The sequence below is a fragment of the Desulfobacterales bacterium genome (genome assembly GCA_034520365.1).
Taxonomy (GTDB): domain Bacteria; phylum Desulfobacterota; class Desulfobacteria; order Desulfobacterales; family Desulfosalsimonadaceae; genus M55B175.
Window position 1 is genome coordinate 415,388 of the sequence record JAXHNP010000002.1, and the last position, 16,931, is coordinate 432,318.

General features: G+C 52.1%; 14 protein-coding genes. 13 read left to right on the plus strand and 1 reads right to left on the minus strand.

Features of this window, described 5'->3' with window-relative positions:
• The first annotated feature begins 1 nt into the window (after position 1).
• The 10 genes from U5L07_02110 to uvrC all read left to right on the plus strand — a co-directional run bounded on the left by U5L07_02110 (position 2) and on the right by uvrC (position 12,759).
• The gene (locus tag U5L07_02110) at positions 2 to 2,773 is read left to right on the plus strand and encodes an Hsp70 family protein (GenBank protein MDZ7830527.1); all 2,772 of its coding nucleotides are present in this window, start codon (positions 2 to 4) and stop codon (positions 2,771 to 2,773) included.
• Between the two features lie 96 nt (positions 2,774 to 2,869).
• On the plus strand, positions 2,870 to 3,085 hold the full coding sequence (locus U5L07_02115) for a hypothetical protein (GenBank protein MDZ7830528.1): 216 nt from the start codon (positions 2,870 to 2,872) through the stop codon (positions 3,083 to 3,085).
• The gene (locus U5L07_02120) at positions 3,060 to 3,893 is read left to right on the plus strand and encodes a glycerophosphodiester phosphodiesterase family protein (GenBank protein MDZ7830529.1); all 834 of its coding nucleotides are present in this window, start codon (positions 3,060 to 3,062) and stop codon (positions 3,891 to 3,893) included. The genes U5L07_02115 and U5L07_02120 overlap by 26 nt, the downstream gene beginning before the upstream one ends.
• Before the next feature lie 3 nt (positions 3,894 to 3,896).
• Positions 3,897 to 5,600 carry a fibronectin type III domain-containing protein gene (locus U5L07_02125; GenBank protein ID MDZ7830530.1) on the plus strand — a complete coding sequence of 568 codons (1,704 nt, stop codon included), beginning with the start codon at positions 3,897 to 3,899 and terminating at the stop codon, positions 5,598 to 5,600.
• Positions 5,601 to 5,628: 28 nt separating this feature from the next.
• The gene (locus U5L07_02130) at positions 5,629 to 6,372 is read left to right on the plus strand and encodes a histone deacetylase family protein (GenBank protein MDZ7830531.1); all 744 of its coding nucleotides are present in this window, start codon (positions 5,629 to 5,631) and stop codon (positions 6,370 to 6,372) included.
• Between the two features lie 26 nt (positions 6,373 to 6,398).
• Complete coding sequence (locus U5L07_02135) at positions 6,399 to 6,749, plus strand: hypothetical protein (GenBank protein MDZ7830532.1); 351 nt, start codon at positions 6,399 to 6,401, stop codon at positions 6,747 to 6,749.
• A 64-nt stretch (positions 6,750 to 6,813) separates the two neighbouring features.
• Positions 6,814 to 7,281, plus strand: a complete 468-nt coding sequence (gene ispF, locus U5L07_02140) for a 2-C-methyl-D-erythritol 2,4-cyclodiphosphate synthase (protein MDZ7830533.1) — start codon at positions 6,814 to 6,816, stop codon at positions 7,279 to 7,281.
• Between the two features lie 81 nt (positions 7,282 to 7,362).
• Positions 7,363 to 8,817, plus strand: a complete 1,455-nt coding sequence (gene cysS / locus U5L07_02145; protein MDZ7830534.1) for a cysteine--tRNA ligase — start codon at positions 7,363 to 7,365, stop codon at positions 8,815 to 8,817.
• An 85-nt stretch (positions 8,818 to 8,902) separates the two neighbouring features.
• The gene (uvrB, locus tag U5L07_02150; GenBank protein ID MDZ7830535.1) at positions 8,903 to 10,912 is read left to right on the plus strand and encodes an excinuclease ABC subunit UvrB; all 2,010 of its coding nucleotides are present in this window, start codon (positions 8,903 to 8,905) and stop codon (positions 10,910 to 10,912) included.
• Between the two features lie 23 nt (positions 10,913 to 10,935).
• A complete protein-coding gene (gene uvrC, locus U5L07_02155; protein ID MDZ7830536.1) occupies positions 10,936 to 12,759 on the plus strand; it encodes an excinuclease ABC subunit UvrC in 1,824 nt (607 codons plus the stop codon).
• Positions 12,760 to 12,782: 23 nt separating this feature from the next.
• On the opposite strand, the gene mdh is transcribed toward uvrC, so the two are convergent.
• Positions 12,783 to 13,715, minus strand: a complete 933-nt coding sequence (mdh, locus tag U5L07_02160; GenBank protein ID MDZ7830537.1) for a malate dehydrogenase — start codon at positions 13,713 to 13,715, stop codon at positions 12,783 to 12,785.
• Between the two features lie 399 nt (positions 13,716 to 14,114).
• On the opposite strand from mdh, the gene U5L07_02165 reads away from it, so the two are divergent.
• From U5L07_02165 to U5L07_02175, 3 genes are all read left to right on the plus strand, one after another.
• Positions 14,115 to 15,032, plus strand: a complete 918-nt coding sequence (locus tag U5L07_02165) for a hypothetical protein (GenBank protein MDZ7830538.1) — start codon at positions 14,115 to 14,117, stop codon at positions 15,030 to 15,032.
• Between the two features lie 62 nt (positions 15,033 to 15,094).
• Entirely contained in the window at positions 15,095 to 15,715 is a 621-nt protein-coding gene (locus tag U5L07_02170; protein ID MDZ7830539.1) for an ADP-ribosylation factor-like protein, read from the plus strand.
• Between the two features lie 2 nt (positions 15,716 to 15,717).
• Positions 15,718 to 16,896, plus strand: a complete 1,179-nt coding sequence (locus U5L07_02175) for a cyclic nucleotide-binding domain-containing protein (protein MDZ7830540.1) — start codon at positions 15,718 to 15,720, stop codon at positions 16,894 to 16,896.
• The last annotated feature ends 35 nt before the right edge of the window (positions 16,897 to 16,931 follow it).

Below are 16,931 nucleotides of genomic sequence, written 5' to 3' on the forward strand. Positions count from 1 at the left end.
TATGGCTGGCGAGCAGCGCTATATCATCGGCATTGATCTGGGAACGACCAATTCCGCGGTCTCATATGTGGATCTTGAAGCTGAAGAATCCAAAAACCGGGGCATCAAGCTGTTTAAAATACCTCAGTTGACCGGACTGGGCGAAGTAAGCGCCCTGCCGGTCCTGCCGTCTTTCTGTTATCTTCCCGGCAAGTACGATATTTCAGAGGATGCGATAAAACTTCCCTGGCAGGCGGATGATGACCATTTTGCCGGCACCCTGGCCCGGGACCATGGGGCAAAAATCCCATCCCGGCTGGTATCCTCTGCCAAAAGCTGGCTCTGCCACAGTCAGGCCGACCGCCGGGCCCGGATCCTTCCCTGGGGCGCGGGCGAAGAGATTCCCAAAATTTCGCCGGTGCAGGCTACTGCCGCGTATCTCAAACATATCCGACTGGCCTGGAACAGCCGGCAGGGCGACAACGACGACCTGTATCTGGAAAATCAAATGGTCATGGTGACCGTGCCCGCCTCATTTGACGAGGTGGCCCGGGACCTTACCATTGAAGCCGCCAATATGGCGGGGATTAAACATATTACCCTGCTTGAGGAACCTTTGGCGGCCTTTTACAGCTGGCTGATCAAGCATGAAAAAAAATGGCGGGATTTCATTCAGCCCGGCGAACTTGTGCTGGTCTGTGATGTGGGCGGCGGAACCACGGATTTCACCCTGATCACCCTCAGAGAAACAGAGGGCTCGCCGCGGTTTGAGCGGATCGCCGTGGGCGATCATCTGATCCTGGGCGGTGATAATATTGATCTGGCCCTGGCCCGGCATGTGGAGCAGCAGTTTCACAGCCGTCAGCCGCTCTCCAATGAACGCTGGAAGACCCTTTGCCATTTATGCCGACAGGCCAAGGAAAATATTTTAGATCAGGGTACGGAGACAGAAACCATCACCATGATGGGCGAGGGCACGGGTTTAATCGCCGGGACCCTCACCGCCCGGCTGGATCGGCCAACTCTTGAAAAAATTTTGCTTGAAGGGTTTTTCGCAAAGGCGGCCCCCGCGGAAAAAGCCGACCAGCCCCCCAAAAAGGGGATTTCCGAATTCGGGCTGCCCTATGAATCCGACCCCGCCATTACCCGGCATATCGGCATGTTCCTTGAGAAACACAAGGATGACATCCGTAACTTCCTGGGTGAGCGATCCGCGTTTCCGGATTTAATCCTTTTTAACGGCGGAACCCTTAAATCCAGCCTGGTTCAGGAACAGATCCGGAAAACCATTCGTCACTGGTTTGACATAAAGGACCAGCAGGGACCGCGCGTCCTTGAAAACCCCAATCCGGACCTGGCGGTAGCACTGGGCGCCTCCTACTACGGTCTGGTTAAAACCGGAATCGGCGTACGCGTGGGCAGCGGCAGTCCGCGCTCATATTATCTGGGATTTACCCGGACAACCGATTCCGTGGCAAAAGAGAAAGCCGCGATATGCCTGGTAGAGCGGGGCGTGGATGAAGGATCCACGATTTCCCTGCCGGAAGACCGGAAATTCGAAGTGCTTACCAACCAGCCGGTCAGTTTTGAGCTCTACAGTTCAAGCTTCCGCTCAGGCGACAGGTGCGGAGATGTCCTGCCCATCGACGAAACGCTGACCCCTCTGCCGCCCTTGCAAACCGTGATCCAGTTCGGTCAGAAAGGCAAAAAAACCACTCTGCCGGTGGCCATAGAGGCAGAATACACGGAAATGGGGGTTCTGGCCCTGTGGTGCCGCTCGGTTTCCACCAATCACCGGTGGCGGCTTCAGTTTCAGCTCCGGGATACGGATGCCGCAAAGACGGTCGGAGAAACCGAGGTGTTTGAAGCCGAACGGGTGGACCAGGCGATTCAGGCGGTTCGCCATGCCTTTGCCAAAGATACGGCCGCGGCCGAGCTTTCCGGCATAATAAAGCGCATTGCCAAAATCGTGGAACGCCCCAAGGAAAAATGGCCGCTGGGCTTTATCCGGCAAGTGGCGGATGAGGCGCTGGCAGTGGCGGCAGCCCGGAAAAATTCGGCGGAACACGAAATCCGGTGGCTGAATTTGAGCGGCTTCTGCATGCGTCCCGGGCTTGGGGACGGTATGGACGGCCAGCGGATGAAGTCCTTGTGGAAGCTCTATAAACCCGGGGTGACATTTAAAAAAAATGCCCAGGCCAAGGCCGAATGGTGGATCCTGTGGCGCCGGGTGGCGGCAGGGTTGAACTCCGGCCAGCAGCGGCAGATTTTTCAGGACATACGGCCGATGCTGCTGCCGAAGAAAAACACAAAGGTACGGCTTGAGGCCCAGGAGCGCCTGGAACTCTGGATGGCGGCGGCCAATCTCGAGCGGCTGATGGTCAAGGACAAAATCGAACTGGGCCGACAGCTCTTATCTGAGCTTCACCCCAAAAAAACCAAACCCCAGCTTTTCTGGACCTTATCCCGGATCGGGGCCCGGGAAATGCTTTATGGCCCTGTGGATCGGGTGATTCCGCCGGATGAAGCGGCCGGCTGGATTAAAAAACTTTTGCAGACGGAATGGAAAAATCCCAGGCCCATTGGATCGGCGCTGACGCTCATGGCCCGAAAAACCGGAGACCGGGCGCGGGACATCCCGTCCGATTTTGAAGAACAAGTGGTCGATTATCTGACGCGGCATGAGATGACCGGGCAGATTCAACCCGTTACCCGCGTCATCTCCCTTGAAAAGCAGGATGAAACAGAAATCTTCGGGGAATCCCTGCCCAGCGGCATTGTGCTTCAGGCGTAGGGAAGCCGTTTATTTGAAGCGATACTTTAAACAATCAATATATAATATTTTTTTGGACTTTTTTGACAACAAATTGCTAAAGAAAGGAATCCGGTTGTGGCTTCCGCTGATGAGATGATTAGGATAAATGCAACCATTGATATACCGGCGGCTGCCCTTCAGGCAGTGGTGGACAATGCCAAACAGGCGGCAGGCAAAGATGAGAAAGGTGCTTATCGGGTGGATACGCATGAAAAATTATGTGAAATGATCTCCGCCTTTTTATCAGAAAAAGATTTTCTTGCCTATGTCCGGGATATCAACAACTACTGACAGGCAGCCGCCTGGCGAGTGGATTGACCGCGGGGCAGCGTTTCCCTGGCTCATCGCGCATCGCGGGGCCATGACTGAGGCGCCGGAAAATACCCGGGCGGCATTTGAAAAGGCGCTTAGCTACCCTGTAGACGGCATTGAACTGGATGTGCAGCTGAGCCGGGATGGCGTGCCCGTCATTTTTCATGATGCGAGCCTTAAAAAAATTAACGGCGCCCGTAAACCGGTTTCCGCCTATACATATTCCGAGCTCTGCCAAATGGACTGGGGAGGCTGGTTTTCGAATGCCTATGCCGGGGAACCCATCCTTACCCTGGAAGATACGCTCAACCAGTTCGGCCGTCAGAGCCGGCTGCTGATTGAGATTAAAGCTGACAGGGCCAATGCCGGGCAAACAGAGAATTGCGCGCTGGCGCATCAAGCGGTCGACCTGATCCAAAACATCATCCCTGCTGAACGGTTTGAAAAAATAATGGTTCTGTCATTTGATACGGATATTATTGCCACGGCCATGCGGCGCGCCCCGCAGTTGACCTATGGGCTGAATCTGAAAACTGAAAAATTTTTACCATGGAATGGCCCGGTAAATCTTTATGCCGCCAGCCTGCCGATTCATAAAATATCTGCACGATTTGTGGCGCATTGCCATTCAAATGGATTAAAGGCCATGACCTATTCGTGCAACACCAAAGCTACTCTGGATAAGGCACTGGGCATGGGGACAAATGTCATCATGACCGATGATCCCGGCAGCATCTGTTTATATATGAACCGACAAAAAGATGAAGAAACGGTAAAGGAGGCTTAACCGATGAACAGGCACATGATAGCCGGCATTCTGAGCGGCTTATTTCTGATGATTCCGGTTATAGTACATGCAGCGGATGTGCCGGAAAATATTTCGCTTTCTGCAACCCGAAATACCATAACAGTTAATTGGGATGGCGACTCTGACGCAGATACATATAATATTTACTGGGGTACCAGTGCCACAACCCTCAATCAAAGTGCATCAGTGGAAGATCCGAGCACCGAATACACCATTTCCGGGCTGGAAGAGGGGACGGAATATTTTATTGCCGTATCATCCGTTGATAATAATGTGGAAAGCAACCGCTCGCCGGTTCAATCCATCAGCACTGGCGAAGACGAACAGAGTCCGGCCGTGCCCACCGGGTTTACGCTAACCAACATTATTGTCACTGCCCCTGAAATGACAAATGACATGGAGTTTCAGTGGGACGCCAATACGGCATCGGATCTGGACCACTATAATATCTACCACGGCACCACGGCCGGCGCGCACAGCAACAGTATGGATGTGGGTGACAGCACGGCGGCGACAATAGAGATTCAGGCCGGCGACACGACCACCCGATATTACTTCACCATCACCGCGGTGGATGAGTCGGATAATGAGTCTGATAAAGCAGAGGAAGTGATTGTGGATACACTGCCGGACACCCGGGCACCGTTTAAACCGGACGGCATTTCCGGGGCTCTGGCCGGACCGGATGGAATTAAAATATCGATTAATTCGGCTAACGAACAAATGGCCGATTTTGCCGGTAATAACATCTATTACGGAACGGCCTCCGGTCAATATGATTACTCCGTAGACATCGGCAAAGCCGGCTCCCATGTATTTACCGAACTGCCCGAAGACGCCGATACCTGGTATTTTACCGCTTCAGCCTATGACAATGCCGCCAATGAGAGCGCCAAAACCGATGAAACATCGGTTAGGATTGAAGATATCAGCCTGTTTTTAAACGAATCCGGCGATTATGACGGCGGCTGCTTTATTGCCGGGGCCGGCAAGTCTGGCAGATTGCCAGGACTATGGACAATTATCGGCAGCCTGCTCGCTGCCGGACTGGCCCTATCCCTTGGTTATTTAGTAAAGCGGCTGCCCGCTGCCGGACTTATTTTAATTGTTGTGGTTGTGGGCGGCGGATATTCCCATGCCGAACAATGGCAGCCCACAGGCAATAATACGGTGGGCCTGACCGGCGGATACTATGTGGCGGCTGAATCCGATTACCGCGATGTGTATGGAAAAAACTCCTATCCGGTGAGCATTTTCTATGACCGATTCATCACCGAGCATATCTCAATTGAAATTGAAAGCGGCTATTTCCAGGATTCCGGTGATTTATTGACCGCATCCGGGGAGTCCACCGATATTTCAGCCAAAATCGAAATGGTCCCCACGGCCGCCTCCATTAAGTTCCATTTTCCCATCGCCGATTATGTGACGGGTTATGTGGGCGTGGGCCCGGATTACTGGTATGTTAAGGAGGAGCCGGATGACAGCTCTCTCATGTCCTCGGTTGAAGAATGGGTCGGTGGATATCACGGCAAAATCGGATTTAAATTCTATAACACAGACGAAGATTTTAAAGGCACCGGCGCGCTCATTGAAACCGGATACAGCAGTGTGGACCGGATGGGGGACAATGACTTGGATATTGGCGGATGGATAAGCGAATTCGGTATTTTCTGTCAGTTCTGAATGCTTACAAGCGCTTAAGGAGGCCCATATGAAGGTTGTTTTTGACCAGGCATTTTATACGGTTTATACATCCGATCCGGCAGCCGAGCCCGGCCGTATTCAAGCCATTGTCAGGGCTTTGCCAACTGATATCACCTTTGTTGAGCCCAAGCCGGCGACATATGAAGAGATCAATCTGGCCCATACGGCTGACCATATTCGCATTATTCAGGAGCAGGAACTCTATGCTATGGCGGCCCTGGCTGCCGGCGGTGGGATTGCCGCCGCCCGGCTCGGCCTGTCCGAGCCCGCTTTCGGACTGATTCGGCCGCCCGGCCATCATGCCTCAGCCGATGCTGCCTGGGGATTCTGCTTTTTTAATAACATGGCTATTGCTTTGCTCGCCCTTAAAACGGAACAGCGCATCCAATCCGCCTATGTACTGGATATCGATCTGCATTACGGTGATGGAACGGTTAATATACTGGGCGATGCGGACTGGGTCGATATTTTAAACCCGGCCAAAAGCTCCCGGACTGCCTACATTTCGGAAATTGAAAGTGCTTTGGCGTCGGTGGATGCGGATATCATCGGTATCTCCGCAGGTTTTGACAACCATATAGATGACTGGGGCGGCCTGCTGGCCACAGAAGACTACCACACCATCGGCCGGCTGGTCAGGGATCGGGCAAAACAGAATAACGGCGGCTGCTTTGCCCTGCTCGAGGGGGGCTATAACCATTCGGTCCTGGGACAGAACGTGACCGCATTGATCAACGGCATGTCCCAGTAGCCGGCCTGATTAATGGTCCGGGACGGATGAATTCACTCTCTGATGTATGCAGAGAACTGACGTGGGGGCAGCTTACGGCCTGGTCCAACAAGGCAGCCGTGCTAAACGGACGGAAACTCCAGCAGAAAGGGGCGGTCAGTGAGCTTTCAAAAACCAGCCGGGGCAGCGGCCTCCTGGCCTGGGTAACGGAAGAAGAATCCTTTGCCGTGCTGGTTGAATTGGAAGAAGGGGATTTGTTTGCGCAGTGCGGATGCAATCCGATTATCAGTCCCTGTGCGCATGCGGTCGCGGTAATTATCGACTATATTGTCCATTTAAAACGGGGGCAGACCATTCCTGCGGCCAGGCGCAATGATCCGAGACTGTATTTGATATAGGCGGGGGGAGGGCGGTTTCAGTGTTCAGGTTTCAGTGTTCAGGATATGAGGAAAGGTTGGGCAGGTGAAAATCGGGTTGGGCTATGATGTCCATGCGTTTGCCGTGGGCCGGCCCCTGATCCTTGGGGGTATTAAGATCCCCTATGATAAGGGCCTGGCCGGTCATTCGGATGCGGATGTGCTGGTGCATGCCGTATGTGACGCACTGCTGGGCGCGGCCGGAATGGGGGATATCGGCGAGCATTTTCCGGACAGCGATTCCCGTTATAAAGATGCCGACAGTTTGAATCTGCTCAAAGAAACCTGGCGGCGCATCCATCCCCACCATCAGACAATCATCAATATGGACGCCACCATCTTTGCCCAGGCGCCCAAGCTGAGTCCCTATAAAACGGCCATGCGCGAAAAGCTTGCCGAGGTGCTGGCCTTGCCCGCGGACCGCATCAACATCAAGGCCACAACCACTGAAAGGCTGGGTTTTATCGGCAAAGGAGAGGGGATCGCCGCCATGTGCGTTGTGTTGATTGATTGACAAAAGCGCTACATCATCGTTATGAGAATAGATTCGCATGAATTCATAATTTTACATGATATAGAGGAGTAAACACCTTTAATGACAATCCGCGTTTACAATACCCTGACCCGGCAAAAAGAGCCTTTTGAACCCATGACACCAGGCCGCGTTCGCATGTATGTCTGCGGCCCCACGGTTTACGACTCTTGTCACATCGGCCATGCCCGATCCATTGTAGTCTTTGATGTGATTTACCGCTACCTCATGCTGCGGGGCTATGAAGTCCTCTATGCCAGAAATTTTACGGATGTGGATGATAAAATTATCAACCGGGCCAATGAACTGGGAATATCCCCTGCCGAGCTGGCTGAAAAATATATTGATGAATTCCATGCGGATATGGACGCGTTAAATGTCAAGCGGCCGGATTATGAGCCCAAAGCCACCGAGCATATTGATCAGATCATTGCGGTGGTAGAGCGCCTGATCGAAAAGGGATACGCCTATGATGCGGGCGGCAATGTGTTTTTTGCGGTTGAAAAATTTGCGACTTACGGCAAATTGTCCGGCCGAAAACTATCCGAGATGGAAGCCGGCGCCCGGGTGGAGATCGACAAGCAGAAACGCAATCCCATGGATTTCGTCCTCTGGAAGGCCTCTAAACCAGATGAGCCGGCATGGGACAGCCCTTGGGGCAAAGGCCGGCCGGGCTGGCATATTGAATGCTCGGCCATGAGCGCGGATTACCTGGGCGAGAGCTTTGATATTCACGGAGGCGGCAAGGATTTGATCTTTCCCCATCATGAAAACGAGATCGCCCAGTCAGAGGCCGCCTATGGGCAGTCGTTTGTAAAATATTGGATCCATAATGGGTTTGTGGATATCAACCATGAGAAGATGTCCAAGTCATTGGGCAACTTCCTGATGATCAAGGATATTCTAAAAACCTGCCATCCGGAGGCGATTCGGCTCTTTCTGCTTTCCAACCACTACCGTTCCCCGGTGGATTTCACGGACCAGGCTATAAAGGAGGCTTCGAGCGCGCTGGACAAAATCTATACCCTGCTGGAGCGGATTGAATCAACTTTTGCCGAACTGCCGGCAGCCGCCGGCCCCGGGGAGGAAACCGCATTTAATGGCACGGATTTCTGGCAGTCCTTCTGCGAGGCCATGGATGATGATTTTAACACCGCCCAGGGCCTGGGGGTGATTTTTGATGCGGTCCGGCAGGCCAACCGCCTGCTTGATGAAGCCCCTGAAGATCTTGCCGCACAGGACAAAATCCGCGCCATATGCCGGGATATGCTGAATATTGGCAATGTGCTGGGATTGCTTGCGGAAACCCCGGCCCGGTATTTTGAAAAACAGCGGGAAGTGGTATTGGAACAGACGTCCGTGGATGTTGAGACCATCGAAAAACTGGTCAAAGAGCGGGAAGCCGCCCGAAAGGCCAGAGACTTTCAAGCCGCCGACCGCATCCGCGACCAGCTCAAGGAAATGCATATCCAACTGGAGGACCGCCCGGACGGCACCATCTGGCGGTATGCCAAATAGACCCCATCCACTGAAATGCTGTTTTTAAAGGTTTATGCCTTTTACCGGGTTTGCATTTCCATATCCTGATTTATATTTCACCCATATGACACATTTTAATCTTCAAACCGAAATGGTTCCCAAGGGGGATCAGCCAAAGGCGATTGACACGCTGTCCAAAGGCTTAGAGCAGGGCAGGGCCCATCAGGTGATGCTGGGGGTGACCGGATCAGGAAAAACCTTTTCCATGGCCAATGTGATTGAGCGCATGGGCAGGCCCACGCTGGTAATCGCCCCCAACAAAACCCTGGCCGCCCAGTTGTATAATGAGTTCCGGGCATTTTTCCCGGAAAACGCAGTGGAATATTTTGTAAGCTATTATGACTATTACCAGCCGGAAGCCTATATTCCGGTGAGTGACACATATATCCAGAAGGATTCCTCCATCAATGAGATGATTGACAAGATGCGCCATTCCGCCACGCGTTCGGTATTATCGAGGCGCGATGTCATTGTGGTGGCCAGCGTTTCCTGTATATACGGACTGGGCGCACCGGAAGATTACCTGGCCATGCGCCTGGATCTGGAGACGGGCGCAGAGGTTTCAAGGGATCAACTGCTAAAGGATCTGGTCGCCATCCAGTATGAGCGAAATGATACGGATTTTTACCGGGGCGTGTTCCGGGTACGCGGCGACCGGGTGGAAATTTTTCCGGCCCATGAGGATGAGGTGGCCATCCGGATCGAATTTTTCGGCGATGAAATCGATGCCATGGCAGAGATCGATCCATTGACCGGCAATATTTTGCTTTCCCTGGACCGGGTGACCATTTTTCCGGCCAGCCATTATGTGACCCGGCAGCGCACCCGCAAACGGGTGATCGATGCCATAAAGGCGGAGCTTAAGGAGCAGATCAGACATTTTTCAGATAACAGGAAATACATCGAAGTTCAGCGTATCGAGGAGCGCACCAATTTTGACATCGAAATGATCCATGAGCTGGGCTACTGCAACGGCATTGAGAACTATTCCCGCCATCTGACGGGCCGTTTAGCAGGGGAGCCGCCGCCCACCCTGCTGGATTATTTTCCGGATGACTTTTTGGTATTTATTGACGAAAGCCATATAACAATCCCGCAGATCGGCGGCATGTATAACGGCGACCGATCGCGGAAGCAGACGCTTGTAGAATATGGCTTCCGCCTGCCCTCTGCCCTGGATAACCGGCCGCTGCGCTTTGATGAATTCGAGGCCCGCGTCTCCCAGGCGATCTATGTGTCCGCCACCCCGTCCCATTATGAGATGGAAAACAGCGGCAATGCAGTGGTCGAACAGATCGTGCGGCCCACCGGCCTGGTGGATCCGGCTATTGAATTCAAACCGGCCGCCAACCAGGTGGATGACCTGCTCGATGAAATCCGCCCCCGCATTGAGCGAAATGAACGGGTGCTGGTGACCACCCTGACCAAGCGCATGGCCGAGGACCTGACGGAATACTATGCGGACCTTGGGATTCGGGTCAAATACCTGCATTCGGATATCAAAACCCTGGAGCGCATTGACATTATCCAGGATCTGCGCATGGGGGAATTTGATGTGCTGGTGGGCATCAACCTGCTGCGGGAGGGTCTTGATATCCCCGAGGTTTCCCTGGTGGCAATTCTGGATGCCGACAAAGAAGGGTTTCTGAGATCCACCCGGTCGCTCATCCAGACCTGCGGCCGGGCGGCCCGTAATGTGAACGGTACGGTATTGATGTATGGGGATGTGATCACTGAATCCATGAAAAAGGCGGCGGATGAAACCAACCGCCGCCGGGAGATTCAGGCCGCATACAATAAAAAGCACACCATTACGCCCGCCACCATTGACAAAAAAATTGCATCCGGGTTTGAACACATCTATCAGCAGCCGGCCGGGCAGGAAAACGGGCAGGTGGCGGAACCGATCGCGGATTATACCTCACTTGATAATCTGGATAGCAAGATCAAGCGCCTGGAAAAAGAAATGCATGAGGCGGCCAAAAATCTGGAGTTTGAAAAAGCGGCCAGGCTCAGGGATCGGATCAGTGATCTCAAAAAACTGATGGTTTTTGATTTTGCGGCAAGCCCGTAATCTTTGAAAAAAATATATCTGCCATGACTGCCTCCCTTAAAGAAAAAGCAACGGCCGCGCCATCCGGACCGGGGGTCTATATTATGAAAAATGCCCGACAGCGGATTATTTATGTCGGCAAGGCCGCCAATCTCAAAAACCGGTTGAGCTCATATTTCAGCGACAGTCCGCATATGGATGTCAAGACAGGGGTGTTGGTCCGACAAATCGTTGCCTTTGATATCATCCAGACCGGTTCTGAAAAAGAGGCCCTGATATTAGAGTCCAACCTGATTAAAAAACACCGGCCCCGCTACAATGTGATCTTAAAGGATGATAAGCGGTATCCTTCGCTGCGGATAGACATGAAAAGCGACTACCCCTGCCTTCAGGTGGTCCGCAAAATCCGAAATGACGGGGCGGCCTATTTCGGCCCGTTCGCCTCCGCCGGCGCGGTCCGCCAGACGCTTAAGCTTATAAACAAAACATTCCGGCTGAGAAAATGCACGTCCTCCCGAATCAAGCCCCGCAGCCGGCCCTGCCTTTATCACCAGATGGATCTTTGCCTGGCGCCCTGCTGCAAACCGGTGAGCCCCGCGGTATACCATGAAATCGTCAATGAGGTGCGAATGTTTCTAAACGGCCGCACCGCTGAATTAACCGCCAAGATCAGGTCGGAGATGGCGGCTGCGGCCGAGCGCCAGGAATTTGAAAAAGCCGCCGGCCTAAGAGACAAGCTGTTTGCCATTGAAAAAACTGTTGAAAAGCAGGTGGCGGTGACCCCGGATTTCGTGGATCGCGATGTGATCGGCATAGCCAGTGATCCGCCATATGCCCTGCTTTGGGTCATGTTTGTAAGGAACGGGTTTATGCAGGGGGCAAAGGATTTTCGGGTGGATGAGGACACGGCAACGGATGCCGAGATTATCGGCGCGTTTTTAAAACAGCACTATGAAGCCGCCCCGGAAATTCCTGAAGAAATTCTGATTCCCTGTGAGCATGAAGATAAATCCCTGTATGCGGAATGGCTCTCCCAGAAAAAGGGCAAAAAAGTCCGGCTTCATCACCCGAGGCGCGGGGACAAAGTCCGGCTGATCCGAATGTGTGAAGAAAACGCGAAAACCCGGCTTTCCCAGCGGATCGAGGCGGAAATGGCCAATCAGTCCATGCTGGAGGGACTTCGGCAGCAGTTCCGGCTGGATGGGCTGCCCAGGCGTATTGAATGTGTGGACAATTCCGGAATTTCCGGGCAGGAACTGGTCGCCGGCATGGTGGTCTATGCGGACGGCGTGCCGGATAAATCCGAATACAGGCGTTATATCATCCGAAATGTGGGCCAGGCGGATGATTATGCCTGTATGGCCGAAGTGCTGGGACGGCGGTTTGATCCAAACCATACCGCCACTGAAGAATTGCCGGATCTGCTGGTTATTGACGGCGGCAAGGGCCAGTTAAATATCGCGGTATCCGTGCTGGACAGACTGGGGCTTGGGGATAAATTTCCGGTCATCGGCATTGCCAAGGCGGATACGGACCGGGGGGAGACCAGTGACAAAATCTATGTTCCCGGCCGGCGTAACCCGCTCAATCTGGCTGGCCGCAAGGATGTATTGTACTTTATTCAGCGAATACGGGATGAGGCGCATCGCTATGCCATTACCTATCACCGGCAGAAGCGGCGTAAGACGGCGATGCGTTCGCGCCTGGACGGGATTCAGGGTATCGGCGAAAAGCGTAAGGCTTTGCTGCTGAAGCATTTCAAAAGCATCCGCAAAATCAGGGCCGCCTCTGTTGAGGAACTGGCCGGGCTGCCCGGAATGAACCGCCGGGCAGCCGAAAATATTCAAAAAGCGCTGAATGCCGATTGAGCTGAAGCGTAAGCACAGGGGGATCAGGTCAGCTGCCGGATTTCCGCCATAAGGCTGTGGACCGCTTCGGCTGAACCGTTTAGATCGGTTTTTTCTTCTTCGGTCAGCTGGATTTCAATGATATCCTCAATTCCCCGGCTGCCGAGCTTTACCGGCACGCCCATGAAAATATCCGAAATCCCGTATTCACCCTCCAGGTAGGCGGCACAGGGAAGTATCTTCTTTTTGTCCTTTATAATCGCCTCGGCCATCTCCGCCGCCGCTGATGCGGGTGCGTAAAAGGCGCTGCCGGTTTTTAAGAGGCCCACGATTTCCCCGCCCCCTTTACGCGTCCGGTCCACCAGGGCCTCGATCCGCTCTTCGGAGAGAAGCTCCGTAATGGGAATGCCGGCAACGGTTGAAAACCGGGGCAGGGGGACCATGGTGTCGCCGTGGCCGCCCAGAACAAAGGCATGGGTGTTTTCCACTGAAACATTGAGTTCCATGGCGATAAAAGTTCTAAACCGGGCGGAATCCAGCACGCCCGCCATGCCCATAACCCGTTGTTTGGGAAACCCGCTGGTTTCCATGGCCACCTGGCACATGGCATCCAGGGGATTGCTGACGATGATCAGGATGCTCTCCGGCGAATGCTTGGCCGCCTCAGCCGCAACCGATTTCATGATGTTGGTATTGGTTTTTAACAGATCATCCCGGCTCATTCCGGGCTTTCGCGGGATGCCCGCGGTAATGATCACAATATCGGAACCGGCAGAGGCCTCATATCCATTGCTGCCAATAATGGCCGCATCATGTTTTTCTATGGGGGCGGCTTCCAAAAGATCAAGGCCTTTTCCCTGGGGCAGACCTTCCGCCACATCGATCAAAACCACATCACACAATTCCTTTTCCGCAAGCCGCTGGGCAGTTGTTGCCCCCACATTGCCCGCGCCGATAACCGTTACTTTTTTATCCATGGCCGACTCCTCGCTTTAAGATGTGAACAAGTGCTTTCTCTCAACTAATTTTTCTAAGCTATGAATAATGGCAATATCTGTCAATAAAAATTCAAGATCCAAGTATAGGCATATCAAACTAAATTTATTGTATTTTATTTTTACCTGCATAAAAAATAATCCGGCCTGATGATTCGTAATCTTTTGACCGAAGGCATGAAATATTTTAGGCTCGCTTTTAATTGGAAATACTGATAGATAAAGAATTTTCTTGAGAAACCGTTTAAATAAGGATACCATGGATACTAATTATCAAGCAGATATTATTGGCTTTATTCCATCTGACGGTGAATTAAACGGATACGTCATGTCGATGGCGGGTTCATTTTTCTGGATAACGGATTGTGGCTTAGGGCGAAGATGAATTTTGGGGAAAAAGTCAAATCTTTGATTAAAGAAGCGGAATTATACAAGTCCCAGGGGCTCTTGAATGAAGCCCTGGACACCTACAAAAATGTTCAGACATTGATCGAATCCACCCAGAACATTAAAAACAAAGACAGCCTGCTGAGAAAAATCGCCAACAAAATCGATGGCCTTTATACCCAAATGGAGACCGAGTTCGCTACGCCCGAGCCGCCAAAGGTCTCTGAGGACGCCCGATCGGTCATCAAAGAAATGATTACAGAGGATGACCCCGAAGCCAAAGGGTCCTCATCCCTGGCCGGCGCGCTCGCCTTGGCGAAGTTCGGGCAGTATGATCAGGCCATTGAGGAATTGACCCGACTTCTTTCTTATGATTCACTGAGGCTTGAGGCGGCCAGGAATATTATCTGGTGCTGGGTGCAGCAAAACGAAGTGGATAAGGCGCTGGGGCGCGTGAAACAATGGATGTCCGGCAACGTATTAACCCTGGATGAGGTCAACAGCGTGCGCGCTTATTTTGAGGAACTCGTTCAAAACGCCGGACTGGACGCCCGGATTTCATCGGACAAGATCCATAAGGATCTCGAACCGGAATCCCAGGTTGATGATGAAGAAATCCTGGATATCAATGCCACCCGCTTCACTCTGCCCAGAGGCGCGCGAAAAGGCGAGGCGGTCGAGTTGGAAGTCAGTTTTCAGGCGGGTAAATACCTCAAGATGCTGGTGCCCAGAAAGGATCAAAAACTTATCGAAAGCTTAAATGTCGGGGATCAACTGAACGGGATGACATTTTATTCGCCCATGGCGATTTTTTCCGGAATCGGCTATATTTCTTCCAAAGTGACCATTAATGCCGGACCGAAAAAAGGGGACTACAGCCTGGAAATAAAGATCCTGAGCATTCAAACTTAGATGCCACTGGATGCGATGCCAATTATTCCGTGTACATACATTGACCGGAGATCATTTTACTTATGGCGGTGCTGAATCTTAAAAATCGGGAAATTCAATGCAAAATCGTTTATTACGGGCCGGGACGCAGCGGCAAGACCACCAACCTGGAATTTATCCATAAAAACTATACCAAGCAGGTCGCCGGCAAAATGATTTCTATTGATACCCATGGCGACCGTACGCTGTTTTTTGATTTTCTGCCGCTTGGACTCGGCAAAATCAGAGGATGTGAGATTAAGGCCCAGCTATACACGGTTCCCGGACAGGTGCAATATCGCTCTACGCGGGAATTGGTCTTAAAAGGGGTGGATGGGATTGTTTTTGTGGCGGACTCTTTAAAAGTGCGAAGAGAAAAGAATATGCTTTCATTAAAAGACCTCCATGAAAACCTTAAAAACCTGGGGATGGATATCAGAAAAATTCCACTGGTCTTGCAGTATAATAAACGGGACCTTGAAAAACAGGGATTGCCATTGATGCCGGTTGAAAAGATGGATCATGAGCTGAATCGACAGTTGAAAGCCCCGGGCTTTAACGCCAGCGCATTGACCGGGGAAGGCGTGGGCCACACGCTGTCCCGGATTATGAAGTTGACGCTGCAGCATCTGCAGAAAGAATTTCAATGGGCGCAAGATAAATAATTATGGAATCCAATGTTGTATTAAAGGGCAACCTTAAATTTATCGGATTGGGGGAACTGCTCCAATTGCTGGGCGGCAATGCCAGCACCGGCATTTTGAAACTGAACTCCCATAGTGTAGCCCATCCCGGGCGTATCTATATTATCGACGGCAATCCGGTGAATGCGGAAGCCGGCGAATATAAGGGCCTTGATGCGTTAAATCGGCTCTTCGGCTGGCTCGATGCGGACTACGAGTTCATCAATGAAGCCGTCCGCTGTGAACGGGTTATCAAAAAAAGCCGCATGGAAATTATCCTGGATGCCCTGCGAATGTTTGATGATGGAGAAATCGAAATACTCGGCGGTGACGGGGATGATGTGAAAAGCGGGTCTGGCTCGGATGAGGCTTCTGATCTGCCGGTTATTAAGGGGCCGCTCGTTGATTATATCTACATCGTGGATGAAGAAGAATTTCCTGCCGGCAAAGAGATTGTTTTCCAGGAAAAATACGGCAACTGGTTCTGGGTCGTACTGCAGGGCAAAGTGGAAGTGATTCGAATGCTGCCGGAGGGCCGTGTCCCGATTAATCAGCTTTCCGACGGGGCGTTTATCGGCAGTATCGGCTCATTCATGCGCAAAGGCAGTGTTCAGCGAAGCGCCACCGTGGTAGCGATTACGGATGTGCAATTGGGGGTGATGGATTATGACCTTTTATTTAAAGAGTTTTCCGAGTTGTCCCCGGTTTTCCAGTTGATCCTGGCTTCTCTGGATAACCGTCTGCGGCAAGTTACCACGAACTGCGCCCGGGCCCTGCTAAACATGGTACAGGCTCAAAAACGGATGGATGACTTTCAGACATTTACGCACCAGAAAAACGAAGAGGCGGTATATCAGATACAAAACGGAGAGGCCATTGTGGTTCGCAGTCTGAATAAGGGCTTTATCGAATTGTGCCGACTCGGTCCCAGCGATATTATCGGGCACATTCCCTTTTTAAATACCGCCCATGAACCGCATTCAGCAGCTCTGTATGTGTCTCCGGATTTTGAATATGCGCCCCTGAATCTCAACCCGGTGAGAAAAGAATTCAACCAACTGAGTCAGACATTTAAAAATTTAATTCAGCACACCGCCGCTTCCATATCTGTCACCACCCGGCGGTTTTTTGACACCATGAATGTGGGACAGACGGATCAGTAACAGTTTATCAGCGAAGTGAAATTTAGTTTTTAATG